This window comes from Phycicoccus sp. Soil748 (assembly GCF_001428025.1).
Taxonomy (GTDB): domain Bacteria; phylum Actinomycetota; class Actinomycetes; order Actinomycetales; family Dermatophilaceae; genus Pedococcus.
Genome location: NZ_LMSC01000009.1, coordinates 185,284 through 208,978, shown reverse-complemented (window position 1 = coordinate 208,978; position 23,695 = coordinate 185,284). Strand labels below are relative to the sequence as shown.

Genomic DNA, 23,695 nt, shown 5'->3' with positions numbered 1-23,695 from the left:
CGGGGCGCGATACTCGTCGCATGGAACGCTCCCCGCACCTGCTCCTGGTCGGTGACGGCCCCGTCGTCGAGGCGCTCGAGGCCCTGTGCGGGCCGTTGGGCTGGACCACCACCGTGTCGGCGCAGCAGGTGCCGGTCGGTCCCGAGCACGACGCCGTCGTCGTCACGAGCCACCACGACGACGTCGACGGGCCGGTGATCCGCGACGCCCTCGCCGCCGGCGCACCGTACGTCGGCGCCATGGGCTCCCGTGCGACGCAGGCGCGCCGGCGCGAGTGGCTGCTCGACCACGGCGTCAGCCAGGAGGCGCTCGCCGCCCTGCATGCGCCCATCGGGCTGGACATCGGTGCCCAGGACCCCGGCGAGATCGCCGTGGCGATCCTCGCCGAGGTCGTGGCGGTACGCCGCGGCGCGGCCACCACGGTGGCGTCGGTGTCCGACCGCGGGGGTGCCATCCACCCCGACCTGGCGCCGGGGGAGGCGTACTGCCCCGGAGGCTGACGGTCGGCGCAGGACTGTCGCCGGGACGTGTCGCACGGTCATGGCAGGCTGACCCCGTGACCGCCACCGCCACCCGATCCGTGCCGCCCCTCGTCCTGGTGACCGGGCCTGAGCAGGTCATCGCAGACCGGGCGCTGGCCGCCACCCTCGAGGAGCTGCGGTCGGCCGACCCCGAGGTCGAGGTGGTGCGCCTCTACGCCGCCTCCTACGAACCGGGCGCCGTGGGCGTGCACGCCAGCCCGTCGCTGTTCGGCGGGGCCAAGGCCATCGTGGTCCACGACCTCGACGAGGCGCCGGACGAGCTGCAGGAGGACCTGCTGGCCTTCCTCGCCGCGCCCGAGCCGGACGTGACGCTGGTCGTCACCCACAAGTCCGGCCAGCGCGGCAAGAAGGTGATCGACACCCTGAAGAAGTCGCAGGCGAGGGTCCTCGAGGCCCCGGCCATCAAGTCCGACCGTGACAAGGCCGACTTCGCCACCAACGAGTTCCGCAGGGCCGGTCGCAAGGCCAGTCCCGACGCCGTCCGCGCGCTCATCGAGGCCGTGGGCAAGGACGTGCGCGAGCTCGCCGCGGCCTGCCAGCAGCTGGTCGCCGACACCACCGGCACCATCGACGAGCAGCTCGTGGCCAGGTACCACGGCGGCAAGGTGGAGGCGACGGGGTTCCGTGTCGCCGACGCAGCCGTCGCCGGCCAGGCCGGCGAGGCACTGAGGCTGCTGCGGCACGCCATCGCGACCGGCGTCGACCCGGTGCCGATCGTCGCGGTGCTCGCCCAGCAGCTGCGCCAGCTGGTCAAGGTGGGGGCCGCCGGCCGCGGGCGGTCCGCCGACGTCGCCCGCGACCTCGGGATGGCGCCGTGGCAGGTCGACAAGGCCCGGCGCGGGCTCAGCGGGTGGGGTCCCGAGGGGCTCGCGGAGTCCATCCAGGCCGTCGCCCTCGCCGACTTCGAGGTCAAGGGAGGCGGCCGCGACCCCGTCTACGCCGTCGAGCGCGCCATCCTCACCATCACCGGAGCGCGCACCGGCCGCTGAGCAGGACGGGCGTGTGCGGCGCGTTTTGGGGGAGCGGCCCAGTCGCTGGTAGATTTGCCCATCGCGTGCGCGCATGGTCGTGCGCGCATGCTGCACCACCCAGAGCGTCTCAACCACGGGTGCCCCACGCCCGGTCCCGAGATGCTTCTGCCGCCCTCTAACGGCAACTACCGACCAACCAAGAGAGACACACCTGTGGCAAACATCAAGTCCCAGCTCAAGCGGATCAAGACGAACCGCACGGCGACCGAGCGCAACAAGGCCGTCAAGAGCGAGCTCAAGACCTGGATCCGCAAGTTCCAGGTCGCCGCGGCGTCGGGCGACGCCACGGCCACCCAGGAGGCGCTGAAGGTTGCCTCCACCAAGCTCGACAAGGCCGTGAGCAAGGGCGTCATCCACGCCAACCAGGCCGCCAACAAGAAGTCGGCCATGGCGAAGAAGGCCAACTCGCTCTGAGCGAGTCACCCTGACATCGCGAAGGGGCCGGTCACCGCGAGGTGACCGGCCCCTTCGTCGTGCCCGGGGCGTGCCCGGGTCGTGCCCGGGTCGTGCCGGTCTCAGCCGAGGGCGAGCGCCTTCAGCCGCGTCAGGTCGCCGTTGAAGTAGTCCTGGTCCAGCGGGGAGTCGGTGTACTGCCAGAACGTGTAGTAGTCCCACCCGGCCGGGAGGGTGCCGGGGGAGGTGTTGTACCGCGCGATCCACAGCGGGTTGGTCGCGGAGAACTGGCTGGTGTTGCCGGTGCACGTCGTCCACCAGCTGGTCGTGGAGTAGATGACGGCGTCGCGACCCGTCCGGGCCTTGTAGCGGGAGGTGAACGCCGCGATCCAGCTGCGGATCGACGCCTGGCTCAGGCCGTAGCAGGTGGCGCCGTAGGGGTTGTACTCGATGTCGAGCACGCCTGGCAGGGTCCTGCCGTCGCCGGACCAGCCGCCGCCGTGGTTCACGAACCAGTCGGCCTGCGCGGTCCCGGTCGAGTTGTCGGGTAGGGCGAAGTGGTACGAGCCACGGATCATGCCGACGTTGTAGGAGCCGTTGTACTGCTGGGCGAAGTAGGAGTTCTGGTAGGTCGTGCCCTCGGTCGCCTTGACGTAGGCGAAACGCTTGCCCTGGCCCCAGTAGGAGGCCCAGTCGACGTTGCCCTGCCACTTGGAGACGTCGATGCCCGAGGTCTGGGCGGCGGCGGCCAAGGTGGACGCCTGCGAGGCCTGGCGGGGTGAGGGCGCGGGACGCCCGCTGCCGTCCTGCGACCAGCCCATCCAGGCGTCGCCACCCGAGCGGATGCCCGCCGAGCGGGCCGACTGGTTCGGTTGGTGCGCGGTCGCGGCGGCCGAGGAGGCCGGGGCGGTCGAGCCATCCGCGCCGGCCGCGGCAGCTGCCGTTGCGGAGGCGGTGAGCAGCATCGCGGCGACGGCCGCGGCGAGCACAGCGGCGGGGCGACGGCGAGGTCGCGTCATGGTGGTTCCCCTTGAGGTCCTGGGGCCGCGGGCGCGGCCCCGCACAAGGTACAAACTGCCTCTGCGGGCACGGGTCAAGCCAGCGTGCCGGGTTACCCTGCGGCAGGGCAAGACTCGACCAAGGTCCGGCCGCTCCTCGGGCGCTGGCGCGGGGGTCAGCCCAGTGCCCGCACCGCGGCGGCGACCTCCTCGAACCGCGCCCGGTCGAGCGTGGCGCCCTCGCGGCGCACCGCGGCCGGGTCCACGCGCAGTACCCGGTCGAGCCGGACCTCGCTGGGACGTCCGGCGCGGTCCCAGGCGCCGGAGCCGATGTCCAGCCAGTGCCGTCCGTACCGCGCCTCCTGGTCGGCGTCGCGGTCGTGGTCCTTGCTGGTGAGCATGAGCCCCAGCAGCCCGTCGCCGTCGTGGCCGACGAGCAGGACGGGTCGGTCCTTGCCCTGCTGGTGGTCCTCCTCGTAGGGCACCCAGGTCCACACGATCTCGCCCGGGTCGGGGCGGCCGTCGGGGTTGGCCGCGTAGGCGAGGTCGGGGACCCCGGTGAAGTCGCCCGGGTAGGCGTGCGGCGCGGTGGCACCACCGGTCGCCCGGCTACGAGGGCGGTCGCCCGGCCGAGGCGCGGCGGGACGCGGGGATGGTGCGGGGTGCGGGGGGCGTCCACCCGTCGCAGGCGTCGAGGGCCTGCGGGTCCTGCTGCGCAGCCACGCCCGTATGCCGTCGCGCGCCGCCCGCCCGACGACCTGGGCCAGCTGCTCACCGAGTCCGCGTCGCGCCATGGCCGTCACGCTACCCGGAGCATCCAGTGCTCAGGCACGGTCCTTTGGACGCCACAGCAGCCGGCCCGGTCGGCGGCGGTCTCGCAGGGCGTGCGAGCGCCACAGCAGCACGGGGTGGCTGGCGAGGGCGTTGACCAGCCACACGAAGAACCCGCGTTCGGTGGTCGCCCGGTCGGCGAGGGCGTTCACGTCGACGCTGCGGTTGAGGTACTTGCCGGCCGCGAGGGTCGCCATGGCGCCGGCGCTGCCGTGCGGGACGAGGGCGTAGCCGAAGTTGTCGGCCGTGTACTCCTGGCTGCGGCTCAGCGTCGACCCCAGGAACGGGATCCACTGCGCGCCGCTGATGGCCAGCACGCGCCAGTAGCTGGTGTGGCCGGCCGCGATGTGACCCACCTCGTGGCCGATGATGAAGCGCAGCGCATCGGGGTTGCGGGCCTGGCCGCCGATCTCGAACAGGTCGCTGTAGATGAAGATGAACCGGCGGAACCCGTGCCCCGAGGCCGCGGCGTTGATCATGCCGTTGCCGAGGACGACGTACGCGTCCGGCACCTTCGGCAGTCCGTGGTGGGCGCAGGAGTCGAGGAGCATCTGGTACGCCTCGGGGTACTGCGTGGGGCTGATCTTCACGCCGTTCAGGCGCTGCTGCGCGTAGAGCTGCCCACGCAGGAAGTAGATGAGGACCGGGGCCGCGAGCAGGATCACGGCATACGGGTCGGGCTGGCGGCGCTCCACCACGGCCGAGGCGACCTCGTAGCCGCACACCGTCCACACGACGAACGACCCGAGGATGACGAGCACCAGGCACAGGTTCTCGAGGGGGTGGCGCAGGTGCGAGCGCACCGACCTGCGGTAGCCGTTCGGGGGCATCGGCGGGTACGGCTGGTAGGGGCCCGGCGCGGGCTGGTACGGGCTGGGCGGAGGCGCCGTCGGGTGGTACGTCTGCTCGGCCATGGGTCCCCTCGCTCGGCGGTCGGCGTCGGGACCGATGCTATGTCTCGACCGGTGGCCCCCCGCACCGAAGGACCCCTGTGGCGTGGGACAGTCCGGGAATGCTCGACCGCGCTCCTGCCGTTGCACCGCTGTGAACGACCCAGCTCCCACCGCGCCGACCGTCGAGGACGCCCTCCTGAGCACCCAGCAAGCGGCTGAGGACCTCGCCCCGGCCGTCCGCCCAGCCCACACCCGCCTGGCCCTGCTGGCGCTGGCGATCGGGGGGTTCGCGATCGGCACGACCGAGTTCGTGACGATGGGCCTGCTGCCCGAGGTCGCCCGGGGTGTCGGCATCTCGATCCCGACCGCCGGGCACGTCGTCTCCGCCTACGCGGCCGGCGTCGTCGTGGGCGCGCCGGTCCTGGCCACACTGGGGTCGAAGATGCCGCGCAAGCAGCTGCTGCTGTGGCTCATGGGTGGCTTCGCCGTCGCCAACGGCCTCTCCGCGCTGGCGTCGAGCTACGGCTTGCTCATGGGAGCCCGCTTCCTGTCCGGGCTGCCGCACGGCGCCTACTTCGGTGTGGGCTCGCTCGTCGCCGCCTCCCTCGTCCCCGCCCACCGCCGCACGTGGGCGGTGTCGATGATGATCACCGGGCTCACCGTGGCCAACATCGTGGGGGTCCCCGTGACCACCCGCATCGGGCAGGCCTACGGGTGGCAGTGGCCGTACGCCGCGGTGTCCGTGATCGCGCTGGTCACCGTGCTCGCCGTGTGGCGCTGGGTGCCGTTCTGCCCGCCCGACGGGGGAGTCACCATGCGCTCGGAGCTGTCGGCCCTGCGCCGGCCCCAGGTGTGGTTCGCGCTCGCGATCGGCACCGTCGGGTTCGGCGGCATGTTCGCGACCTTCTCCTACATCTCCCCGACCATGACCGAGCTCGGCGGCTTCGGCACCAGCGCGATCCCGTTCATCCTGGCCGTCTACGGCGTGGGCATGACCGCCGGTGCCATGCTGTCCGGCCCCGTCTCCCGGATCGGGCTGCTGCGTGGCATCTGCGCCGTCATGGCCACCATCGCGGTGATGCTCGTGGTCTTCGGTCCTGCGGTCCAGGCCGCGAAGTGGCTCGCCGTCGTCGCGGTCTTCATGCTCGGGCTGCTGCCCAGCATCCTCGTGCCCATGCTGCAGACGCGGCTCATGGACGTCGCCCACGAGGGCCAGTCGCTTGCTGCCGCCCTCAACCACTCCACACTCAACATCGCCAACGCCCTCGGCGCCTGGCTCGGCTCGATCGTCCTGTCGGCCGGGCTCGGGTACGAGTGGCCCTCGCGCATCGGCGCGATCCTCGCCGTGCTCGGTGTCGGCATCGCGCTCGCCTCCGGGCTCGCAGGGCGTCGCTCCGCACGGCGTCCCGCTCCAGGCGCCCAACCCGCCTCCGCCTGACGACGCCGGCCGTCCGGGCGTGACAGCCACGGCCGCAGCCTGGCTGCCGCAACGGCTGCGCGGCCGGTCACGGGCAGTGCCGCGCGCATGGGAGGATGAACCGTTCCCGTCCGCATACCCGTGAGGTCTCGAGTACCCGTGTCCCCCCTGGCCCGCACCGCGCTGCAGCCGCACGCAACGCCGCCGGAGCTGATCCGGAACTTCTGCATCATCGCCCACATCGACCACGGCAAGTCGACGCTCGCGGACCGCATGCTGCAGATCACGGGCATCGTCGACGCGCGGGCGATGCGCGCGCAGTACCTCGACCGGATGGACATCGAGCGCGAGCGCGGCATCACCATCAAGAGCCAGGCCGTGCGCATGCCCTGGGAGCTCGAGGGCAAGACCTACGCGCTCAACATGATCGACACCCCGGGACACGTCGACTTCACGTACGAGGTGTCCCGGTCGCTGGCGGCCTGCGAGGGCGCCGTCCTGCTCGTCGACGCGGCGCAGGGGATCGAGGCCCAGACCCTGGCCAACCTCTACCTCGCCATGGAGAACGACCTGGCGATCATCCCGGTGCTCAACAAGATCGACCTGCCGGCGGCACAGCCGGAGAAGTTCGCCGAGGAGCTCGCTGGGCTCATCGGCTGCGAGCCCGAGGACTGCCTGCGGGTCTCCGGCAAGACCGGCGAGGGTGTCGAGCCGTTGCTCGACCAGATCGTCCGCCAGCTGCCGGCCCCGGTCGGGGACCCCGACGCGCCGGCCCGCGCGATGATCTTCGACTCGGTCTACGACACCTACCGCGGCGTCGTCACCTACGTCCGCGTCATCGACGGCAACCTCAACCCGCGCGAGAAGATCGCGATGATGTCCACGCGGGCGACCCACGAGCTGCTCGAGATCGGCGTGAGCTCGCCCGAACCGACCCCGGCGAAGGGTCTCGGCGTCGGCGAGGTGGGCTACCTCATCACCGGGGTGAAGGACGTCCGCCAGTCACGCGTCGGCGACACCGTCACCAACGCCGCCAAGCCGGCCAAGGACGCCCTCGGCGGCTACCGCGACCCCAAGCCGATGGTGTTCTCGGGGCTCTACCCGATCGACGGCTCGGACTACCCCGACCTGCGCGACGCGCTCGACAAGCTCAAGCTCAACGACGCCGCGCTGGTCTACGAGCCCGAGACGTCCGCGGCGCTGGGCTTCGGCTTCCGCATCGGCTTCCTCGGCATGCTGCACCTGGAGATCGTGCGCGAGCGGCTCGAGCGCGAGTTCGACCTCGACCTCATCTCGACACTTCCCAACGTCGTCTACCAGGTGACGATGGACGACGGGAAGGTCCTCGAGGTCACCAACCCGAGCGAGTTCCCGTACGGCAAGGTCTCCTCGGTGACCGAGCCGGTCGTGCGCGCCACGATCCTCGCGCCGAGCGAGTTCATCGGCGCCATCATGGAGCTCTGCCAGCAGAAGCGCGGCAGCCTGCGCGGCATGGACTACCTGTCAGAGGACCGCGTCGAGATGCGCTACACGCTGCCGCTCGCCGAGATCGTCTTCGACTTCTTCGACCAGCTGAAGTCCCGCACCCGCGGCTACGCCTCGCTCGACTACGAACCCGACGGTGAACAGGTCGCCGACCTGGTCAAGGTCGACATCCTGCTCCAGGGCGAGACGGTCGATGCGTTCAGCTCGATCGTGCACAAGGACAAGGCCTACGCGTACGGCGTGATGATGGCCAGCAAGCTCAAGGACCTGATCCCGCGCCAGCAGTTCGAGGTGCCGATCCAGGCCGCCATCGGCGCGCGCATCATCGCCCGCGAGAACATCCGCGCGATCCGCAAGGACGTGCTCGCGAAGTGCTACGGCGGTGACATCAGCCGCAAGCGCAAGCTGCTCGAGAAGCAGAAGGCCGGCAAGAAGCGGATGAAGAACATCGGCTCGGTCGAGGTGCCGCCCGAGGCCTTCATCGCAGCGCTGTCCAACGACGGCGAGAAGGCCAAGAAGTAGCGCTCGCCACAGCGTGGCCCCACGAGGGCTACCCGCCGGTAACCTCGGCGCATGGTCGACACCTACGCGCTCTACCGGCGACTCTCGACGCTGCCCCGGGGGCGCACCCTGTTCTCGCTCGTCTTCGAGCAGGCGGCGCCGTACTTCCGCACCGCCAGGCCGCGTTTCGTCGAGCTCGGGCCGAACCGGGCCGAGCTGAAGATCCGCAAGCGCCGCCGGGTGCAGAACCACCTCGGCACGGTGCACGTCATCGCGATCTGCAACGGCCTCGAGGCGGCGATGGGCGCACTCGCCGAGGCCACGATCCCGGCCCACCGCCGGTGGATACCGCGCGGCATGGAGGTCGACTACGCCGCGAAGGCGACCACCGACATCACCTGCGTGGCCACGACCGACCCGGCCGACTGGACGCGCACCGGTGACGTCGAGGTGCCGGTCCACGTGGTGGCGACCCGTGCCGACGGCACCGCGGTGGTGGAGGGCACGATCCGGCTCTGGGTGACCGACAAGCCGACTCGCTGAGAGCCGGGGCGGCGCACCGGACCCCGCGGCGCACAGGACCCCGCGGCGCACAGGGGCCCGCGGTGCGCGGATTCAGCGGGCACTGCGGCCGAGGCGGCCGCGGACCGCGAGGCGGGCGCAGGCGATGACGGCCACGCCGCCCTCGACGTCGTCACCCAGCCCGCCTGGGCCACGCACCTTCGCGGTATGCGGCAACAGCTCAGGACGTGGCGCGACGTCCTGCTCGAGTCACTGCGAGCGAGTGCACCGGAACTGCACGTCGAGCACGTTCCCCGCGGCGGCCTGAACCTCTGGGCGAGGCTGCCCGATGCCGTCGACGTCGCCCGGGTCGTCCGCGGCTGTGAGGCCCGCGGAGTGGTCATCGCCCCCGGCACCGAGTGGTTCCCGGCCGAGCCGTCGGGACCGTTCGTCCGGCTGAACTTCGCTGCCGAGGAGCCGGCCCCCTTCGCCGAAGCCGCGCACGTCCTGGGTGAGGTCATCCTCCGCGCCGGTTGACCGAGATGGGTGGTCCTCGCGCGTGGGGGGAAGGCGCGCGGCGCGCTGGGCGCGCCGCCTCAGGCGGGGTCGACCGTCTTCACCATGACGCAGTTCTTCAGGCCCTTGGGCCGGTCGTAGGTGAAGCCGAGCCGCTCGTAGAGGCGCCGTGTCCCGTTGTAGAGGAACGACGACGACATCTTCTTGGTCTGGTCGGTCAGGTCGTGCGGGTAGCTCTCGACCGTCCCGCCGCCGGCCTGCGCGATCTGGTCCAGCGCCCCGGTGATCGCCAGCTCCGTGACGCCCTGACGTCGGTGGCTCTTGTCGACGAAGACGCAGGTGATCCGGTAGTCGGGGTCCGCGGTCTTGGTGGCGTCGTACTCCTTGCGATGGTGCAGGGAGGGCAGCTCGACCGGGGTGCCGTACTCGGCCCACGCGATGGCCTCGTCGCCGTCCATCACGAGCGCGGCGTGCGCCTTGCCTTGCTCCACGTAGGACTTCTTCAGCGCCCGGTTGGCCTCTGCACCCTGGCCGCGCTCGGGGCCGTCGGGGTGGAACCAGATGCACCAGCAGCCACCGAAGATGCCGTTGTGGCGCTGGACCAGAGCATCGAACGCGGGCCAGGTCTCGGTGCTGAGGGGCGCGACGGTGTACGACGACTCACTGGCCATGCGGCACTGTATCCCGCCGTCGGCGCCTCGTCGCCGGTCGAACGTACTGGCGCCCTAGTCCGTCTGCGCCGCGAAGACCTCGGCCTGTGCGGAGGCGGAGACGTCGGCACAGACGACTCCGGTGTTGCCGTCTTGGTCGGCGACCACCGTGAGCCCGGGCGCCTCGCTGTCGTCGACGACGGTCCCACCCGCCGCCAGGGCAGCAGCGATCCGCTGCTCGACGACCTCCGGCGGCACGTAGACCTCGAGGTGGAACCGCTGCCTCGGCGTCCCCTGGTCGTCAGCCTCCCCGAACCACAGGTTCGGGACCCGTCCCGTGGCGTCCCGGACCTCGTCACTCGGTGACCCTCGTCCCTGCGACTCGGCGCTTCCGGTCAGCAGGGCCGCCCACACCGGGGCAATCGTCGCCGAGTCGGCCGTGTCGAGGCCCAGCTCGACCTCGCTGACCGAAGCCGGGTCGGCCTCGAGTCCTTGGTCGGCGGCGATCTCGCTGATCCGGCGGGCGAGGTCGACGTCCTGCTGGGTCACCCACTCGACCACGTGCTCGGTGCCCTCGTCGTCGCGGTAGATGGCGTCGGCGGTGACCAGCTCGAGGTCGACGTACGCGGCGCCGATCCTCACGCGCGGGTGGTGGCCGAGGTCGTCGCCCGCCTCGCCCACCGCAGTGACGAACCGCGCACCTGCTCCGAAGTCGTCTACCAGGTAGCGCGCATGAAGTCCCTGGGCCAGCTTGCGCCAGTCGGTCAGCCCGGCCTCGGCGATCTGTCCACCCCTCAACATGTCCATGGGTGGCGACCCTATGCCTGGGCCCGCCCCCAGGGTGGGCGAAGCGGACAACCGCATCTGCCCACGGTCTCAGGCGGGCAGGACCCACCGCGCCACCCCGGCTTGTCCCCCTGCTCGGGGGCGGTTGCGCCGTGGCGACACCACCCCGAGCAGGGGGCCGGACGAGGACCGGAGGGTCAGCCGGCCGTCGCGCGGACCCTGCGGCGAGCGACCAGCAGCCCCGCGCCCGCAGCGGCTGCAGCCGCACCGGTGAGGACCAGCAGCTCGACCCCGGCCGCCCCCGTGAACGCCAGCCTGCTCGGCAGCGCGCTCGCCTGTCCCGCCGCCGAGACCGAGGCGGGCGAGGCCTGGCCCGGGGCCGGGTACGCACTGCTCATCGGCGCCTGCAGGAAGGCCCCTTCGGCCCCGACCGACACGGAGGAGGGCTGGGCAGGTGCGGGAACCTCGGGCTGTTGGCCCGGGAGGGCACCGTGAGGCGGCTGCCCGCTGTCCTCGAATCCACCGGTCTCAGGCTGGGTCTCAGGCTGGGTCACCGGCGGCTGGGCTCCACAGGGCGCCAGCCACAACACCTTCTGCTTCGCGCCACCCGGAGCCTCGAGCGAGTCGACGGTGACCTTCAGGTGGTACCCCTGCTTGGGGTGCGGCGTGACGGCGCCGAGCCCGAGGTCGTCGGCCGTGATGACGCGCGTGGCACCGTCGTAGTCGTGGGCGGCGCCCGTCGCCCGGTCGTCACTGGTCGGTACGGCGGTCTCGTGCAGCAGCACGCCGCCGCCGGTCGGGGCGTGGCCCGTGACGGTGATGTCGGCGGTCTGCCCCTCGTCGAAGCCGAAGAACGTCACGCGGAAGGCGCAGGAGGTGTGCGGCTCGTTGTCGACGCGGGCGTCCCACGCGGCGCCGTCGATCTTGATGGTGCCGTTGTTGCCACGCGGGTCCTTGCTCCGCCGGGGTGCCGGGGTCGCCGCGGTGGAGCCCTTTGGCCGGTGGGCGGCAGCGGCGTGCTGCGACCCGGTGCTCTTCTTCGCGCCTTCGCGCTTGGCCGTCCCCTGGGTCTGCGACGCCGTCCTGTCCTTCCCAGCCCCCGGCTGACGCTTGTCGGTGCGCTCGGGCCGGGCCTTCTTCGCCGACTTCTGTCCAGAGGCGTGCCCCTGGTGCTCCGCACCGTGAGAGGCGCCGCGGCTGGCGGCGTCGGGACCGCTGGCAAGGGCCGCCCCCGCGGCACCCAACGACAGGGCTCCGGCGAGGCCGCAGCTGAGGGCCGCGCGTCCGACCGGCCGGGCCGCCAGCCGGATGGAGGCGGGACGGGATGAGGCGGAATGGTGCACAGCGCTGTTGAGCTTCATGTTTTGGTCTCCCCTAGGTCAAGAACTGTTCAAGTTCAGTGACCCGCTCAACGGGAGACCTCTTCGGAAGTTACGCATTCGGTCATGAAAGTGAATAACTTAAGGAAGGGGCAGCCGCCATTCCGATCGCCGGTCCTCGTCCGGGCTGGTCGGACCAGGGACTTGCGCCCCTCCACGGTGCTGGCAGCGCGAAGGACATTGGGGCGAGGCAGCCACGCACCGAGCCGCGACCCGCTCAGAGGAGGTTGCCGTGTCGGCGAGCCACGTGGGTCATGAGGCCGCTGCGCGGTGTGCGGTTCGAGATGTTCGGCGTCTTCACGGAGTTCGTCCCGAACGAGCGGATCATCGACAGGTGGTCAACGGCCGTCGAAGGGAGCGAGACCTACAGCTTCGAGCGCGAAGGCTCTGGAACCCGGCTGACGCTGAGCCGTGAACGGCGATCGCTGTGGCGGCTCAGCGTCCTCGACAGGCTGTTGGCCCGCTTCGAGGGGCGCGAGGACGAGCAGGCTCTCACGCGCTTGAAGACGCGCTTGGAGTCGGATCGCTTGGAGTCGGATGGGGGCCCGTAGTCGGATGGCCCGTAATCGGATGGCCCTGTGTCGGATGGCCCTGCCGCCGACCGGACAGCAGGAACAGCACGCCCGAGGCCACCAAGGGTGCAAGCAGCAGCCCCACCGACAGGGGCTCGTAGAAGCGGGAGGCTGCGCCGGCCGCTTCCAGCAGGAGGGGCACCACACTCACGGTGAGAATGAGGTAACCGGCCGCACGTGGACGGAACGGGCCCGCCGCTGCAGCCGGTGCGCACACGAACATGACCAGCACGAGCGAGAGCGGGCCATGCCTGTCCTCCCAGCCGTGGGCCGCGCCGTAGTCCACCAGCGACCACACCCCGAAAGCCAGGGGTCCGCACGCCGCGACGGCCAACGCCACGATCGCGCCCCTGGGGCGAGCCAGGGCCAGCAGGGACAGTCCGAGCATGACCAGCACCCCGATGACAGTGCCCCCGATTCCTGCCCAGCCTCCGGGATCTGTCACGGCATAGCCGCCCACGACGAGGGACACCAGGCCGACGAACCCCAGCGTGACCGCCGCGGCGCTCCATCGAAGCGCATCCACACCCTCGACCCGAGCCACCAACCTCGGACGGAACTCGTTCATGGTTCTCACCTCGGATCAAGGCTTGCAGGTGCCCATTCGAGGCGGCTAGGACCATTGGACCTGCTCGTCTGCTGGCGGTCTCGCTGCAAGACTCCGCCCATGGCCAGGTACCTCGTCGCGCCCAGCATCTGGCTCGCCCTGGGCCTGCTCGGCGTGTTCATGCCGGCCCATCTCGCCTCCGAGAGGTTCTTGGACAAGCGCACCGAGCAGCAGCGACAGCAGGTGCGGGACTCCGTCAGCCACCGGCTGCAGTACCTGATGAACGGCGCGATGGGTCTGTTCTGCCTGGTCAGCGCCATCGCGTCGGCCTGGACCGGGCGTGGCTTCTGGTGGATGTGGATGCTGGCGACGATGGCCCACGGCGGCGCGCTGGTCTCCCGTGAGCGGGCTGTGAACCGGTTCATGGTGCGCGCCGGGGAGAAGCGCGAAGCCCTGACGCAGCAGGATCGCACGAGGCAGCGCTACGTCGTCGCCTACGCCACGGTGTCCGTGCTCGCCCTGTCCATCGGCCAGGCAGTGTTGCCGCCGCCGGACCGCGCAGCCGTGTGGGCCTTCAGGAGCAGCGGTCTCAGACGGCCTCCAGGACGAAGAACAGGAAGCACATGAACGACCCGGACCCCATGTCGGGTGGGAGCAGCTCGGCGGGAGTGTCCGGGAGGGCGGTGGTTCGCTGATCGTGGCGAGGCGGAAGCCTGAGGCCGGACTCGTTCTCAGTTCGCGTAGGCCTCCGCGAACTGGTCGTAGTCGGTGGTCGTCATGACGGGCTCCGCTCTGGTGGGACGGTGGACTCCTCGACGGTGCCCAGGTCACGTGGGGCAGAACCGTCACCGCGGGAGGACGACTCGGCCAGCGACCACAGCTCGAGGACGTCCCGTGGCCACACCTCCTCGTCGGTGGTGGCCAGCTCGTCGCGGGACCACCAACGGTGTGCCGTCATCGTGAGCAGCTCCAGGTCGGTGTGCCCGACGGTGCTCACCTCGAACGCCGGCACCCGGACGGACCAGAACACCTCGTCCTGGGTGGTCACCACGTCGCTGTAGCCGTGGACCACGACACGCGTCGCGAGCGGACCCGCGAGGTCTGACGGCGTGACGCGGATCCCGGTCTCCTCGAACAGCTCTCGCACCGCCGCGTCGACGTCGGCCTCGCCGGGTTCGACCCCACCGCCGGGCGTGATCCACCAGCGCGGGACCGGGGACAGTCCGGGATCGCTGTCCTGGAAGAGCAGCAACCGGTCACGGTCGTCGACGAGCAGCACCCGCATGGCCCGGCGCCGGCGGCGGGGCCGCGTGTCCGCGGTGGTCACGCGCGCAGCCGCTTCCTCAGCTGCTCCACCTGCTCGTCGCTCCAGCCCTGCTGCTGCAGCCAGCCGGCGGCGCCCCCGTGACGCTCGGCGAGCACCGTGAGGATGCGGGCCATGGTCTCTGGACGGGGTCGGTGGTGCTCCATCGGCTGGTCCTCCAGCGCCTCGCCGTACGCAGGCCGCGCCCGGAGGCGCTCGACCACCCGCTCGATCCGCTCGCCGGTGGCGACGTAGTCGGCGACGACGTCCTCGTCGGCGACGCCGGCCACCGACAGGGCCAGCCCCACGACGGTCCCCGTGCGGTCCTTGCCGGCGGCGCAGTGCACCACCGTCGCGCCCTCGGCCCGGGCGACGACCTCGAGGGCGCCGAGCACCGAGTCGGGCCGGTCGGCCAGGTAGCCGAGGTAGTGGCTGGCCCAGTGGTCGTCGTCCCGCCGGGGCTGGGGCTGCTGGGCGTGCCGCGACTTCTTCGACCACGGCACGACGAGTGCCTCCTCGGCGGAGATGTCGTGGTCGTCGTCGCGGAGCAGGGAGTGCCGGTGGTGGTTCGCCAGGCCCCGCACCTGCAGGGGAGCCGGGCCCTCGATGTGGACCTCGACGTTGCTGCGCAGGTCGACCACGTCCGTGAGCCCGACGACGTCCACGAGGTGCCGCATGTCGGCCTCGGTGAGGTCCTGGAGGTTGTCCGAGCGCAGCAGCCGCCCCGTCGCGATGGTGTCGCCGTCGGTGGTGGGCAACCCGCCCACGTCACGCATGTTGACGACGCCGTCGAGGTGTATCCAGTGCGGTGGGGTCACGCTGCGACCCTACGCGGCGCCGGTGTCCAGGAGCTGTCCGACACCGGTCGACTCGGCGGCATCGGCCACCGCGGCAGCGACGACGAGGTCGCTGAGGCCGTTGCCGAGGTTCTGGCAGACGACCCGGCCTGCCGGGCGTGGGGCAGCGAGCAGCTCACCGGTCCATGCGCTGGCGGGCGGGTAGTCGCCGAGGCTGCCGATGGCGCGCACCGCCTCGAACTGGGGGAGGTGGTCGGCGACCAGCAGCGAATCACGAGCCAGCTCCGGCCCCACCGAGCTGGCGTAGTCGAGCGGCAGCACGAGCGCATCCGGTGCGACCCAGGATGGGTCGAGCTCGACCCCGGTGAGCCCGATGGACAGCGCGGTGACGACGACCGAACGTCCCTCGACGGCCGAGCGCGCGTCGCCGGTCACGGTGAGGCGCACGTCCGGCACGTGTTCCCCCGCCCAGGCGAGCAGGTCGCGCCGTGCGGCCTCGCGGCGCGCATACACGGCGACGTCGCGGTGACCCAGTGCGTCCAGGACCCGCAGGTGGGTGCGCGCCTGGACCCCGGCCCCGGTGAAGGCGACGAGTGCCCCAGCCGGTGCAAGGGCTGTGATGCAGGCGCCGGTGACCGCCGCCGTGCGGGCGGCGGTGAGCACACCTGCGGCCATGAGGGCGCGAGGGAGCCCGGTCTCCCCGTCGTTGACGACCACGAGCCCGCTTGCGGTCGGGAGTCCCTGCGCCGCGTTCCTCGGGAAGATGCTGATCCACTTGCAGCCCAACAACTTTCGCGCCGGGTATGTCGCGGGCATCGCGTTGGCGAACGCGCCGTCCGCCGCATGCACGGCCGGCTTGGGTGGCACCTCCGCCTCGCCGCGCGACAGCGCGACGAGCGCCTCGCGCACCAGTCGGACGGCCTCCGACGGAGGGGGCAGCAGGGCCTCGACGTCGGCGTCGCTCAGGTAGCGCATCCGACGACCGTAGCCGCGGCTGGGGCTGAGAGGATGGCGTCATGCCCAGTGCCCTTCCCGACGGCGACCCCGCGCCCGCCGACGGACGCCTGCCCGAGTCGGCGCTGGCGACCCTGACGGACCGGTCGTTCGGCATCTACCTGCACGTGCCTTTCTGCTCGGTCCGGTGCGGCTACTGCGACTTCAACACGTACACGCTCACCGAGCTGGGCACCGACGGCGCGAGCGTCGACACGTTCGCCGGCGCGGCCGCGCGCGAGCTCGACCTGGCGCGGTCCGTCCTCGGCGGCGACGTGCCGCAGGTGCAGACCGTCTTCGTGGGCGGGGGCACCCCCACAATGCTCGCGGCGGCTGACCTCGCCGCCATGCTGACGGGCGTGCGCGACCGCTTCGGCCTCGCACCCGGCGCCGAGGTGAGCACCGAGGCCAACCCGGACTCGGTGACCCCCGAGGGCCTCGAGCTGCTCGCGGAGGCTGGTTTCACCCGGGTCTCCCTGGGCATGCAGTCGGCGGTGCCGCACGTCCTGCGCACCCTCGAGCGCACCCACGACCCGGCCAACGTCGCCAAGGCGGTCGACGCCGCCCGCGCGGCCGGGCTGCAGGTCAGCCTCGACCTCATCTACGGCACACCGGGGGAGAGCCTGGACGACTGGCGCACCAGCCTGCGCACCGCCACCGACCTGGGTCCCGACCACGTGTCGGCCTACGCGCTCGTCGTCGAGGACGGCACCAAGCTGGCCGCCCAGGTGCGTCGAGGTCAGGTGCCGGCCCCCGAGGACGACGACGAGGCAGCCAAGTACGAGCTCGCCGACGAGCACCTCGCCGCCGCCGGCTACGGCTGGTACGAGGTGAGCAACTGGGCGGCGCGCGAGGACGCCCGCTGCCGCCACAACGAGGGCTACTGGGCCGACGGCAACTGGTGGGGGATCGGGCCGGGTGCGCACAGCCACGTCGGGGGCGTGCGGTGGTGGAACGTCAAGCACCCCAACGCCTACGCCTCCCGCGTCGCCGCCGGGACGAGTCCCGCGCACGGGCGTGAGACGCTCACCGACGAGCAGCGGTACGACGAGCGGGTGCTCCTCGGCGTACGCCTGGTCGAGGGGCTGCCCATAGAGGAGCTGCGCCCCGAGGGCAGGACCGCGGTGGCGGGCCTCATCGCCGACGGGCTCGTGGACGCGACAGCGGCCCTGCGCCGCCAGCGGGTGGTGCTGACGAGGCAGGGCCGCCTGTTGGCCGACACCGTGGTGCGCCGGCTGCTCGGTCTTCGCTAGACGGAAGTCACTTCACGAAGCGGATGGTGAAGGGCGGGTCGTACCACTCACCCGCGTTGGCCCGCACCGCAGCGATGGCGTGGATCACGACGGCAGCCACCACGATGATCGGGTAGGTGATGAAGCCGACCAGGACCAGCATCAGGATGCCGGACACGATGAGGCCGACGAGGGCCGTGAGCTGCACGTTGACGGCGTTGGCCGCGTGCGCCCGGACGAATGGCCCCCGGTCGCGGTAGACGAGGTAGATCACGAGGCTGGCGACGAAGCCCAGCGTGCCGGCGCTGACGACCATCGCGGCGCCGGAGATGACGTGGGTCAGGGTTGCCCAGGTCTTCTCCTCCTGCTGCGACATCGGCTGGGTCGGCTGCTGCGGGTACTGCGGTGAGGCGGTCATGGTTTCCCTCCGTGAGTGGTGCCTGGCGTCCAGTGAAACGCATCCGGCAGTCCGCGCACAGGGCTTTCGGGGTCGGCGCAGGGCCCGGTCAGGGTCGCGTCAGGGACGACCCCGACGCCGACGGCCGGCCGAGGGCGGCGGGCGAGGCCTCAGTGCCAGCGCTCAGTGCCTCCGCTCAGTGCCTCCGCTCAGTGCCCCGGCTCGGTGACGAAGTCGATGAGCTCCTCGACGCTGGCGAGCAGCGTCGGCTCGAGGTCGGCGTAGGACCGCACCGTCCCGAGGATCTGCTTCCAGGCCCGGGCGATGTCGGCCTGGCTGTCGGCCTGCCAACCCAGGTGGTGGCAGATGCCGTGCTTCCACGACTGCCCGCGGGGGATGACCGGCCACTGCTGCAGCCCGAGCCGCTCCGGCCGCACCGACTGCCACACGTCGACGTAGGGGTGGCCGAGGATCTTGACGTGCGCGGCATACGGGCCCTTGCGGCACGCCTGGACGACCTTGTCCTCCTTGGTCCCGGGCAGGAGGTGGTCGACGAGGACCCCCATCCGCTGGCCCGGTCCGGGGGCGAAGTCGCGGATCGCCCCGGCGAGGTCGTCGACCCCGTCGAGCATCTCGACGACGACCCCCTCGATGCGCAGGTCGTCACCCCAGACCTTCTCCACGAGCTCGGCGTCGTGGCGCCCCTCGACGAAGATGCGCGAACCGCTGGCGACGCGAGCCTTGGCGCCCTCGACGGCCCGGGATCCCGAAGCAGTCCGCGACGTCACGGCCTTGGCCGCGGCGAGCTGGGCGCGGGCGGCGGCGGTGGGCGGGGTGAGGATGACGGGTGCGCCGTCGAGCAGGAAGCCCGGCCCCATCGGGAAGCCTCTGGTGCGTCCGCGGCGGTCCTCGAGGTGCACGACCCGCATGCCGCCGGCCTTCTCGACGCGCACGACGGCCCCGCACCACCCGGTCTGCACGTCCTCGACGACCAGGCCGGTCTCGGCCTCCACCTCGCGGGAGCGTCCCCGCGGGGGGACCTTCCAGTCGCCGGAGAGGACATCGGAGCCATAGCGGTCGGACACCGAGGCAGGGTATGCCGCGGGGTCGCCGACGTTCGCAAGGGCGCGCCGCCGGTGCGGCCGAGAGGTCGGGAACACCGTAGACTTGGCACTCGCTGACCATGAGTGCCAGCGGTGCGGCGGTGGTCGCCGCCGCACCACGACAGACTCACAGGAGGTGTCTGATGAGCGAGGAGCGCCGTCTCGCCGTGCTGCGCGCGATCGTGCAGGACTACGTCGAGACCTCCGAACCCGTGGGGTCCAAGGCCCTCCTCGAGCGCCACCAGCTCGGGGTCTCGGCCGCCACGGTACGCAACGACATGGCCGCCCTGGAGGAGGAGGGGCTCATCGCCGCCCCGCACACCAGCGCCGGGCGGGTGCCGACCGACGCCGGCTACCGGCTCTTCGTCGACCGGCTCAGCTCGGTCAAGCCCATGTCCGCCGCCGAGCGGTCGGCCATCGGCCAGTTCCTCGAGGGCGCCGTCGACCTCGACGACGTCGTCGACCGCACCGTGCGCCTGCTCGCCTCGCTGACCCGGCAGGTCGCGGTCATGCAGTACCCGTCGCTGACGCGCTCGTCGGTGCGGCACATCGAGTTCGTGCCCATGGGCAGCACCCGCCTGATGATCGTGCTCATCGTCAACACCGGCCGGGTGGAGCAGCGAGTCATCGAGACGACGCACGACCTGTCCACGCCCGACGGGGAGGCCACGCTCGGCCTGCTCCGGGCCAAGGTCAACGCGCGAGCGGTCGGCGCTCGACTGGTCGACGCGGCCGACTCCCTCGGCTCGCTGCCGGAGGAGTTCGAGCCGGCCGACCGCGACCTCGTCCGGGCCGTCCTGCGCTCGCTCGACGACGCCCTGGTCGAGGAGCGGGAGGAGCGGGTCGTGCTGGCCGGCACCTCCAACCTCGCCCGCGTCGGCACGGACTTCCCGCTCACCATCGGCCCCGTGCTCGAGGCGCTCGAGCAGCACGTCGTGCTGCTCAAGCTGCTCGGCACCGCCCGTGAGACCTCCGACGCCGTGTCGGTGCGCATCGGCCACGAGAACCCGTTCGCGGGGCTCCAGTCGACGTCGGTCGTCTCCACCGAGTACGGCCACGGCTCCGAGCTGGTCGCCGGGCTCGGCGTCCTCGGACCCACCCGCATGGACTACCCGACCACGATGGCTTCGGTCCGGGCCGTCGCCACCTACGTCTCCCGAATCCTGGCGCAGTGACCGTCGTCCCCGACGGCACCGCGCGACCACGCACCACTGACAAGGACACTCGTTGAACGACTACTACCAGGACCTGGGCGTCTCCAAGGACGCGTCGCCGGAGGACATCAAGCGGGCCTACCGCAAGATGGCGCGCAAGCTGCACCCCGACGTCAACCCCAGCCCCGAGGCCGAGGAGCAGTTCAAGAAGGTCTCCCAGGCCTACGACGTGCTCTCCGACGCCGAGAAGAAGCGCGCCTACGACATGGGCTCCGACCCCTACGCCGCAGGCGCGGCCGGCTTCGGCCAGGGCTTCTCCTTCAGCGACATCATGGACGCCTTCTTCGGGGCGGGCGCCGGGCAGGCCCAGCGCGGCCCACGCTCGCGCCAGCGCCGCGGCCAGGACGCCCTCGTGCGCCTCGACCTCGACCTCGCCGACGCGGTGTTCGGGGGCGAGAAGGAGCTCACCGTCGAGACCGCGGTCGTGTGCTCCACCTGCCACGGTGACGGGGCCCAGCCGGGCACCTCGCGCCGTACCTGTGACGTCTGCGGCGGTCGCGGCGAGATCCAGCAGGTGCAGCGGTCCTTCCTCGGCCAGGTGATGACCACCCGCCCCTGCATGACCTGCCAGGGCTACGGCGAGGTGCTGGTCAGCCCCTGCTTCGAGTGCTCCGGCGACGGCCGGGTCCGCACCCGGCGCACCCTGAAGATCAAGGTGCCCGCCGGCGTCGACACCGGCACCCGTATCCAGCTCGCCGGCGAGGGCGAGGTCGGCCAGGGCGGCGGCCCCGCCGGTGACCTCTACGTCGAGGTCGCGGTGCGTCCGCACCAGACCTTCCAGCGGCGCGGCGACGACCTGCACTGCACGGTCGAGCTGCCCATGACGGCCGCGGCGCTCGGCACGACCCTCAAGCTCGACACCTTCGACGGTGTCAACGAGCTCGAGATCAAGCCGGGCACCCAGGCGGGCGACGCGATGACCCTGCGCGGGCTCGGGGTCACCCACCTGCGCGGCACCGGTCGCGGCGACCTGGTCATCCACGCCAACGTGGTCACGCCGACGCGCCTCGACGACGCCCAGGAGGACCTCCTGCGCCAGCTCGCCGTGCTCCGCGGTGAGGAGCGCCCCGAGGGTCGTCTCTCGCCGGCCCACCCGGGCCTGTTCGGCAAGCTGCGCGACGCGTTCAAGGCCAAGTAGCCGCGCCGTGACGCTGCCCCTGTTCCTCGTCGACGAGGCGGTGCTCGCGGGTGCCGCCTCGGGAGCCCGGGTCGTCCTGGACGGGGCCGAGGGCCGCCACGCCGCGACGGTGCGCCGGATCGGGGTGGGGGAGCACCTCCTGCTCGCCGACGGCGGGGGCCTGGTGGCCACCTGCGTGGTGGAGGCCGCCGCCCCCGCCCGGCTCGACCTCCGGGTCGAGGACATGGCGGTCGAGCCGGAGCCGCAGCCCCGCTTCGTCCTGGTGCAGGCGCTCGCCAAGGGGGAGCGCGACGACCAGGCCATCGAGACCGCCACCGAGCTCGGCGTCGACGAGGTCGTGCCCTGGCAGGCCTCGCGCAGCATCGTGCAATGGCGGGGCGAGCGGGGCGAGAAAGCCCGCCGCAAGTGGGAGTCGACCGTCCGTGCCGCGGCCAAGCAGTCGCGGCGCCCGCGGACCCCTGTCGTCTCCGAGCTGGTGACGTCCAAGGGACTCGCCGGGCGCCTGGCCGCGGCCTCCGCGGCGTTCGTGCTCCACGAGGACGCCACCGAACCCCTTGCCGGACAGGACCTCCCGGCCTCCGGCGAGGTCGTCGTGGTCGTCGGCCCCGAGGGCGGCATCACCCCCGACGAGGTCGCTGCCTTCGAGGCCGCCGGGGCACGCACCGTACGCCTGGGGTCGAGCGTGCTGCGCTCCTCCAGTGCCGGCCCCGCGGCGCTCGCGGTGCTCAGCGCCGGTGCGCGCTGGCGCTGAGCCGGTCCCGCGAGGGCGATGCCCCGCGCGTCACCGCACGGTGAACGTCACCGAGTCCTCGGCCGCGACCGTGCCGTCCTTGGGGCTCGCCGACCTCACCCGGACCGTGTAGGTGCCTGCGCTGAGCCGGCCGAGGTCGACCGAGTAGGTCCCGCGCGACGGCGCCCCGATGGTGGCCATCGCCGTACCGCTCCCGACCGTGGTCGTGCCGCGGTCGAGCTCCCACTGCAGGGTGGCCTCGAAGACGGTGGCCTCGCCCCTGAGCGTGACCGGCGTGCCGGCCGGGAGGACCTGGTCGCGGGTGGGGGCGGTGACCCAGATCGGTGCGAGGTCGCGCCAGGAAAGATCGGCGGACGGCCGGGTGAACAGCTGGTCGGTCGGGATCGACCCGAAGAGGGTCGTGACCCCGCCCGCGACCTGGAAGCGCACCGGGATCGCGCCCCGCCCCAGGGCGGCCTGGGCCGTCCACACGAGCTCCTGCACGGCGAGCCGCTGGACCTCGGGCGTGAAGCCCTCGGCGCCGGGCCCGCTGAGCTCCACCTGGATCGTGTCGGAGGTGACCTTCACCGACGAGACGGTGGTGCCCGACCAGGGCTGGAGGTAGCCGTCGGTGTTCGAGTAGGGCTGGGCGTTCATGGCCACCGCCAGGGCGGCCTGCACCCGGTCGGCGTCGGTGGCTGCCCGGGGCAGCTCACCACGCACGAACTCGCGGAACAACCTGTAGGTGGGCGTGGTGTCGCCGATGGGGCCCACGAAGTAGGCAGGCAGGGCAGCCTGCACGGTCGCACCGGTTCCGCTGGTGGTCGACCCCGTCGGCGAGGTCTGGGCGGTCGGGGGCGCCGTCGTCGGAGCTCCGGTGACGGACGGGGCCGACGCCGACGGCGAGCCGGCAGGAGGACCGGGCGTGCCGCTGGTGTCCTGGGTCGCCCACCAGGCGCCTCCGGCGATGGCGGCGACCAGTGCCGCGGCAGCCACCGGCGCGAGCCAGTGCCGAGAACCGGTCCCACCGGTCGCGGGGCCGACCTCGTGCGCCTCCTGCAGGATCGCGTCGAGGCGGTCGCCGGGGCGCATCTTGCGGGCCTCGTGCGCCAGTGACTGCCGCAGCCGCCGCTCCACGCGCTCGAGCTCGCCCGGCTCGAGGTCGGGGTGAAGGAAGTCCGTGCGGTCGCTCATCGCCCGACCTCCACCCGGTCGCGCAGTGAGGCGAGCCCACGGTGGGCATGGGCCTTTACCGAGCCCGCGGAGATGCCGAGGGCGTCGGCGATCTCGGCCTCGCTCAGGTCGAGGTAGTAGCGCATGGTCAGGACCTCTCTCTGGCGCTGGGGGAGGCGTCCGAGCGCCTCGATCATCGAGCTGGTGGCCTCGGCCTCGAGGGCGTGGGCCTCGGCGCTCGACTCGGTACGGCGGGCCGGGCCTCCGGGCTCGGCCCGCTCCCGGGTGAGGTATCGCTCCTCGACGCCGCGGTGGCGCAGACCCGAGCGGGCGCCGTTGACCACGGCCCGGCGCAGGTAGGCGGCTGCGCTCTCGTGGCTGCGCAACGTGTCCCAGCGCCGGTGCACGGCGATGAACGCGTCCTGCACGACCTCCTCGGCGGCGAGGTCGTCGCGCAGCAGCAGCCAGGCCAGGCGCACCAGGCCCGTCCAGTGCGCCGCGTACAGCTCGGCGATGGCCTCGTCGGCGGCTGGGCGGGTCTCCCCGCCGGGGTCGCGTTCTGCCACGCTCAAC

26 protein-coding genes are annotated in these 23,695 nt (G+C 72.0%); 12 read left to right on the top strand and 14 right to left on the bottom strand.

Annotated features, from left to right (window positions below; translation table 11 throughout):
* Positions 1-20: 20 nt before the first annotated feature.
* The 3 genes from ASG70_RS14985 to rpsT all read left to right on the top strand — a co-directional run bounded on the left by ASG70_RS14985 (position 21) and on the right by rpsT (position 1,987).
* The gene (locus ASG70_RS14985) at positions 21-500 is read left to right on the top strand and encodes an XdhC family protein (protein ID WP_056884652.1); all 480 of its coding nucleotides are present in this window, start codon (positions 21-23) and stop codon (positions 498-500) included.
* 56 nt (positions 501-556) lie between these two features.
* Entirely contained in the window at positions 557-1,531 is a 975-nt protein-coding gene (holA, locus tag ASG70_RS14980; protein WP_056884651.1) for a DNA polymerase III subunit delta, read from the top strand.
* A 195-nt stretch (positions 1,532-1,726) separates the two neighbouring features.
* Positions 1,727-1,987, top strand: a complete 261-nt coding sequence (rpsT, locus tag ASG70_RS14975) for a 30S ribosomal protein S20 (RefSeq protein WP_056884650.1) — start codon at positions 1,727-1,729, stop codon at positions 1,985-1,987.
* A 101-nt stretch (positions 1,988-2,088) separates the two neighbouring features.
* On the opposite strand, the gene ASG70_RS14970 is transcribed toward rpsT, so the two are convergent.
* The 3 genes from ASG70_RS14970 to ASG70_RS14960 all read right to left on the bottom strand — a co-directional run bounded on the left by ASG70_RS14970 (position 2,089) and on the right by ASG70_RS14960 (position 4,709).
* On the bottom strand, positions 2,089-2,985 hold the full coding sequence (locus ASG70_RS14970; RefSeq protein ID WP_235531522.1) for a lysozyme: 897 nt from the start codon (positions 2,983-2,985) through the stop codon (positions 2,089-2,091).
* Between the two features lie 155 nt (positions 2,986-3,140).
* Positions 3,141-3,758, bottom strand: coding sequence for a type II toxin-antitoxin system PemK/MazF family toxin (locus ASG70_RS14965; RefSeq protein ID WP_056884831.1), 618 nt, complete (start codon positions 3,756-3,758; stop codon positions 3,141-3,143).
* Positions 3,759-3,788: 30 nt separating this feature from the next.
* Positions 3,789-4,709 (bottom strand): M48 family metallopeptidase, encoded by a 921-nt coding sequence (locus ASG70_RS14960; RefSeq protein WP_056884649.1) that lies wholly within the window; start codon positions 4,707-4,709, stop codon positions 3,789-3,791.
* Positions 4,710-4,839: 130 nt separating this feature from the next.
* Here ASG70_RS14960 and ASG70_RS14955 point away from each other — a divergent pair, with 130 nt between their 5' ends.
* The 4 genes from ASG70_RS14955 (at position 4,840) to ASG70_RS14940 (ending at position 9,129) form a co-directional block, all read left to right on the top strand.
* A complete protein-coding gene (locus ASG70_RS14955; protein ID WP_369818925.1) occupies positions 4,840-6,126 on the top strand; it encodes an MFS transporter in 1,287 nt (428 codons plus the stop codon).
* 147 nt (positions 6,127-6,273) lie between these two features.
* Positions 6,274-8,112 (top strand): translation elongation factor 4, encoded by a 1,839-nt coding sequence (gene lepA, locus ASG70_RS14950; protein ID WP_156400055.1) that lies wholly within the window; start codon positions 6,274-6,276, stop codon positions 8,110-8,112.
* Between the two features lie 51 nt (positions 8,113-8,163).
* Complete coding sequence (locus ASG70_RS14945) at positions 8,164-8,634, top strand: hotdog fold domain-containing protein (RefSeq protein WP_056884647.1); 471 nt, start codon at positions 8,164-8,166, stop codon at positions 8,632-8,634.
* Positions 8,635-8,820: 186 nt separating this feature from the next.
* Complete coding sequence (locus ASG70_RS14940; RefSeq protein WP_056884646.1) at positions 8,821-9,129, top strand: hypothetical protein; 309 nt, start codon at positions 8,821-8,823, stop codon at positions 9,127-9,129.
* Between the two features lie 59 nt (positions 9,130-9,188).
* Here the strand turns inward: ASG70_RS14940 and ASG70_RS14935 are convergent, their stop codons facing one another.
* The 4 genes from ASG70_RS14935 to ASG70_RS19400 all read right to left on the bottom strand — a co-directional run bounded on the left by ASG70_RS14935 (position 9,189) and on the right by ASG70_RS19400 (position 13,063).
* Positions 9,189-9,779 (bottom strand): GNAT family N-acetyltransferase, encoded by a 591-nt coding sequence (locus ASG70_RS14935; protein ID WP_056884645.1) that lies wholly within the window; start codon positions 9,777-9,779, stop codon positions 9,189-9,191.
* 54 nt (positions 9,780-9,833) lie between these two features.
* Positions 9,834-10,565: a VOC family protein gene (locus ASG70_RS14930; protein WP_056884644.1), complete on the bottom strand. Its 732-nt coding sequence runs from the start codon at positions 10,563-10,565 to the stop codon at positions 9,834-9,836.
* 176 nt (positions 10,566-10,741) lie between these two features.
* Positions 10,742-11,905 (bottom strand): hypothetical protein, encoded by a 1,164-nt coding sequence (locus ASG70_RS14925; protein WP_056884643.1) that lies wholly within the window; start codon positions 11,903-11,905, stop codon positions 10,742-10,744.
* Between the two features lie 510 nt (positions 11,906-12,415).
* Positions 12,416-13,063: a hypothetical protein gene (locus ASG70_RS19400; RefSeq protein ID WP_156400033.1), complete on the bottom strand. Its 648-nt coding sequence runs from the start codon at positions 13,061-13,063 to the stop codon at positions 12,416-12,418.
* Between the two features lie 99 nt (positions 13,064-13,162).
* Here ASG70_RS19400 and ASG70_RS14915 point away from each other — a divergent pair, with 99 nt between their 5' ends.
* Positions 13,163-13,669 (top strand): hypothetical protein, encoded by a 507-nt coding sequence (locus tag ASG70_RS14915; RefSeq protein WP_056884641.1) that lies wholly within the window; start codon positions 13,163-13,165, stop codon positions 13,667-13,669.
* A gap of 148 nt (positions 13,670-13,817) precedes the next feature.
* Here the strand turns inward: ASG70_RS14915 and ASG70_RS14910 are convergent, their stop codons facing one another.
* Genes ASG70_RS14910 through ASG70_RS14900 form a run of 3 tightly spaced genes read right to left on the bottom strand, consistent with a single transcriptional unit; the run spans position 13,818 to position 16,117 of the window.
* Complete coding sequence (locus tag ASG70_RS14910; RefSeq protein ID WP_235531521.1) at positions 13,818-14,369, bottom strand: NUDIX hydrolase; 552 nt, start codon at positions 14,367-14,369, stop codon at positions 13,818-13,820.
* Positions 14,366-15,163 (bottom strand): tyrosine-protein phosphatase, encoded by a 798-nt coding sequence (locus ASG70_RS14905; RefSeq protein WP_156400032.1) that lies wholly within the window; start codon positions 15,161-15,163, stop codon positions 14,366-14,368. Before ASG70_RS14905 ends, ASG70_RS14910 begins: the two co-directional genes overlap by 4 nt.
* Before the next feature lie 9 nt (positions 15,164-15,172).
* Positions 15,173-16,117 carry an ornithine cyclodeaminase family protein gene (locus tag ASG70_RS14900; protein WP_056884640.1) on the bottom strand — a complete coding sequence of 315 codons (945 nt, stop codon included), beginning with the start codon at positions 16,115-16,117 and terminating at the stop codon, positions 15,173-15,175.
* A 41-nt stretch (positions 16,118-16,158) separates the two neighbouring features.
* On the opposite strand from ASG70_RS14900, the gene hemW reads away from it, so the two are divergent.
* The gene (hemW, locus tag ASG70_RS14895; protein ID WP_056884639.1) at positions 16,159-17,388 is read left to right on the top strand and encodes a radical SAM family heme chaperone HemW; all 1,230 of its coding nucleotides are present in this window, start codon (positions 16,159-16,161) and stop codon (positions 17,386-17,388) included.
* 7 nt (positions 17,389-17,395) lie between these two features.
* Here hemW and ASG70_RS14890 read toward each other — a convergent pair whose 3' ends face one another.
* Both ASG70_RS14890 and ASG70_RS14885 read right to left on the bottom strand, forming a co-directional pair.
* Complete coding sequence (locus ASG70_RS14890) at positions 17,396-17,785, bottom strand: DUF4870 domain-containing protein (protein ID WP_235531520.1); 390 nt, start codon at positions 17,783-17,785, stop codon at positions 17,396-17,398.
* 188 nt (positions 17,786-17,973) lie between these two features.
* The gene (locus ASG70_RS14885) at positions 17,974-18,849 is read right to left on the bottom strand and encodes a DUF3097 domain-containing protein (RefSeq protein ID WP_056884638.1); all 876 of its coding nucleotides are present in this window, start codon (positions 18,847-18,849) and stop codon (positions 17,974-17,976) included.
* Between the two features lie 161 nt (positions 18,850-19,010).
* Between ASG70_RS14885 and hrcA the strand changes: the two genes are divergently transcribed.
* From hrcA to ASG70_RS14870, 3 genes are read left to right on the top strand one after another with little or no spacing between them, the layout of a single operon-like run.
* Complete coding sequence (gene hrcA, locus ASG70_RS14880) at positions 19,011-20,042, top strand: heat-inducible transcriptional repressor HrcA (protein WP_056884637.1); 1,032 nt, start codon at positions 19,011-19,013, stop codon at positions 20,040-20,042.
* Positions 20,043-20,094: 52 nt separating this feature from the next.
* The gene (gene dnaJ, locus ASG70_RS14875) at positions 20,095-21,219 is read left to right on the top strand and encodes a molecular chaperone DnaJ (RefSeq protein ID WP_056884636.1); all 1,125 of its coding nucleotides are present in this window, start codon (positions 20,095-20,097) and stop codon (positions 21,217-21,219) included.
* A 7-nt stretch (positions 21,220-21,226) separates the two neighbouring features.
* Entirely contained in the window at positions 21,227-21,970 is a 744-nt protein-coding gene (locus tag ASG70_RS14870; RefSeq protein WP_056884635.1) for a 16S rRNA (uracil(1498)-N(3))-methyltransferase, read from the top strand.
* A 30-nt stretch (positions 21,971-22,000) separates the two neighbouring features.
* Here ASG70_RS14870 and ASG70_RS14865 read toward each other — a convergent pair whose 3' ends face one another.
* Both ASG70_RS14865 and ASG70_RS14860 read right to left on the bottom strand, forming a co-directional pair.
* Entirely contained in the window at positions 22,001-23,143 is a 1,143-nt protein-coding gene (locus ASG70_RS14865; RefSeq protein WP_056884634.1) for a Gmad2 immunoglobulin-like domain-containing protein, read from the bottom strand.
* Positions 23,140-23,688, bottom strand: coding sequence for a SigE family RNA polymerase sigma factor (locus tag ASG70_RS14860; RefSeq protein WP_082590846.1), 549 nt, complete (start codon positions 23,686-23,688; stop codon positions 23,140-23,142). The genes ASG70_RS14865 and ASG70_RS14860 overlap by 4 nt, the downstream gene beginning before the upstream one ends.
* Between the last annotated feature and the right edge of the window lie 7 nt (positions 23,689-23,695).

What these genes read in the sequence shown, in the direction of transcription:
- ASG70_RS14890 (WP_235531520.1), bottom strand. Translation starts at nt 17,785, where the DNA reads ATGACCGCCTCACCGCAGTACCCGCAGCAGCCGACCCAGCCGATGTCG.
- hemW (WP_056884639.1), top strand. Translation starts at nt 16,159, where the DNA reads ATGCCCAGTGCCCTTCCCGACGGCGACCCCGCGCCCGCCGACGGACGC.
- ASG70_RS14985 (WP_056884652.1), top strand. Translation starts at nt 21, where the DNA reads ATGGAACGCTCCCCGCACCTGCTCCTGGTCGGTGACGGCCCCGTCGTC.
- ASG70_RS14970 (WP_235531522.1), bottom strand. Translation starts at nt 2,985, where the DNA reads ATGACGCGACCTCGCCGTCGCCCCGCCGCTGTGCTCGCCGCGGCCGTC.
- ASG70_RS14940 (WP_056884646.1), top strand. Translation starts at nt 8,821, where the DNA reads ATGCGGCAACAGCTCAGGACGTGGCGCGACGTCCTGCTCGAGTCACTG.
- ASG70_RS14865 (WP_056884634.1), bottom strand. Translation starts at nt 23,143, where the DNA reads ATGAGCGACCGCACGGACTTCCTTCACCCCGACCTCGAGCCGGGCGAG.
- ASG70_RS19400 (WP_156400033.1), bottom strand. Translation starts at nt 13,063, where the DNA reads ATGAACGAGTTCCGTCCGAGGTTGGTGGCTCGGGTCGAGGGTGTGGAT.
- ASG70_RS14925 (WP_056884643.1), bottom strand. Translation starts at nt 11,905, where the DNA reads ATGAAGCTCAACAGCGCTGTGCACCATTCCGCCTCATCCCGTCCCGCC.
- ASG70_RS14900 (WP_056884640.1), bottom strand. Translation starts at nt 16,117, where the DNA reads ATGCGCTACCTGAGCGACGCCGACGTCGAGGCCCTGCTGCCCCCTCCG.
- ASG70_RS14945 (WP_056884647.1), top strand. Translation starts at nt 8,164, where the DNA reads ATGGTCGACACCTACGCGCTCTACCGGCGACTCTCGACGCTGCCCCGG.
- ASG70_RS14960 (WP_056884649.1), bottom strand. Translation starts at nt 4,709, where the DNA reads ATGGCCGAGCAGACGTACCACCCGACGGCGCCTCCGCCCAGCCCGTAC.
- ASG70_RS14935 (WP_056884645.1), bottom strand. Translation starts at nt 9,779, where the DNA reads ATGGCCAGTGAGTCGTCGTACACCGTCGCGCCCCTCAGCACCGAGACC.
- hrcA (WP_056884637.1), top strand. Translation starts at nt 19,011, where the DNA reads ATGAGCGAGGAGCGCCGTCTCGCCGTGCTGCGCGCGATCGTGCAGGAC.
- ASG70_RS14915 (WP_056884641.1), top strand. Translation starts at nt 13,163, where the DNA reads ATGGCCAGGTACCTCGTCGCGCCCAGCATCTGGCTCGCCCTGGGCCTG.
- ASG70_RS14930 (WP_056884644.1), bottom strand. Translation starts at nt 10,565, where the DNA reads ATGGACATGTTGAGGGGTGGACAGATCGCCGAGGCCGGGCTGACCGAC.
- ASG70_RS14965 (WP_056884831.1), bottom strand. Translation starts at nt 3,758, where the DNA reads ATGGCGCGACGCGGACTCGGTGAGCAGCTGGCCCAGGTCGTCGGGCGG.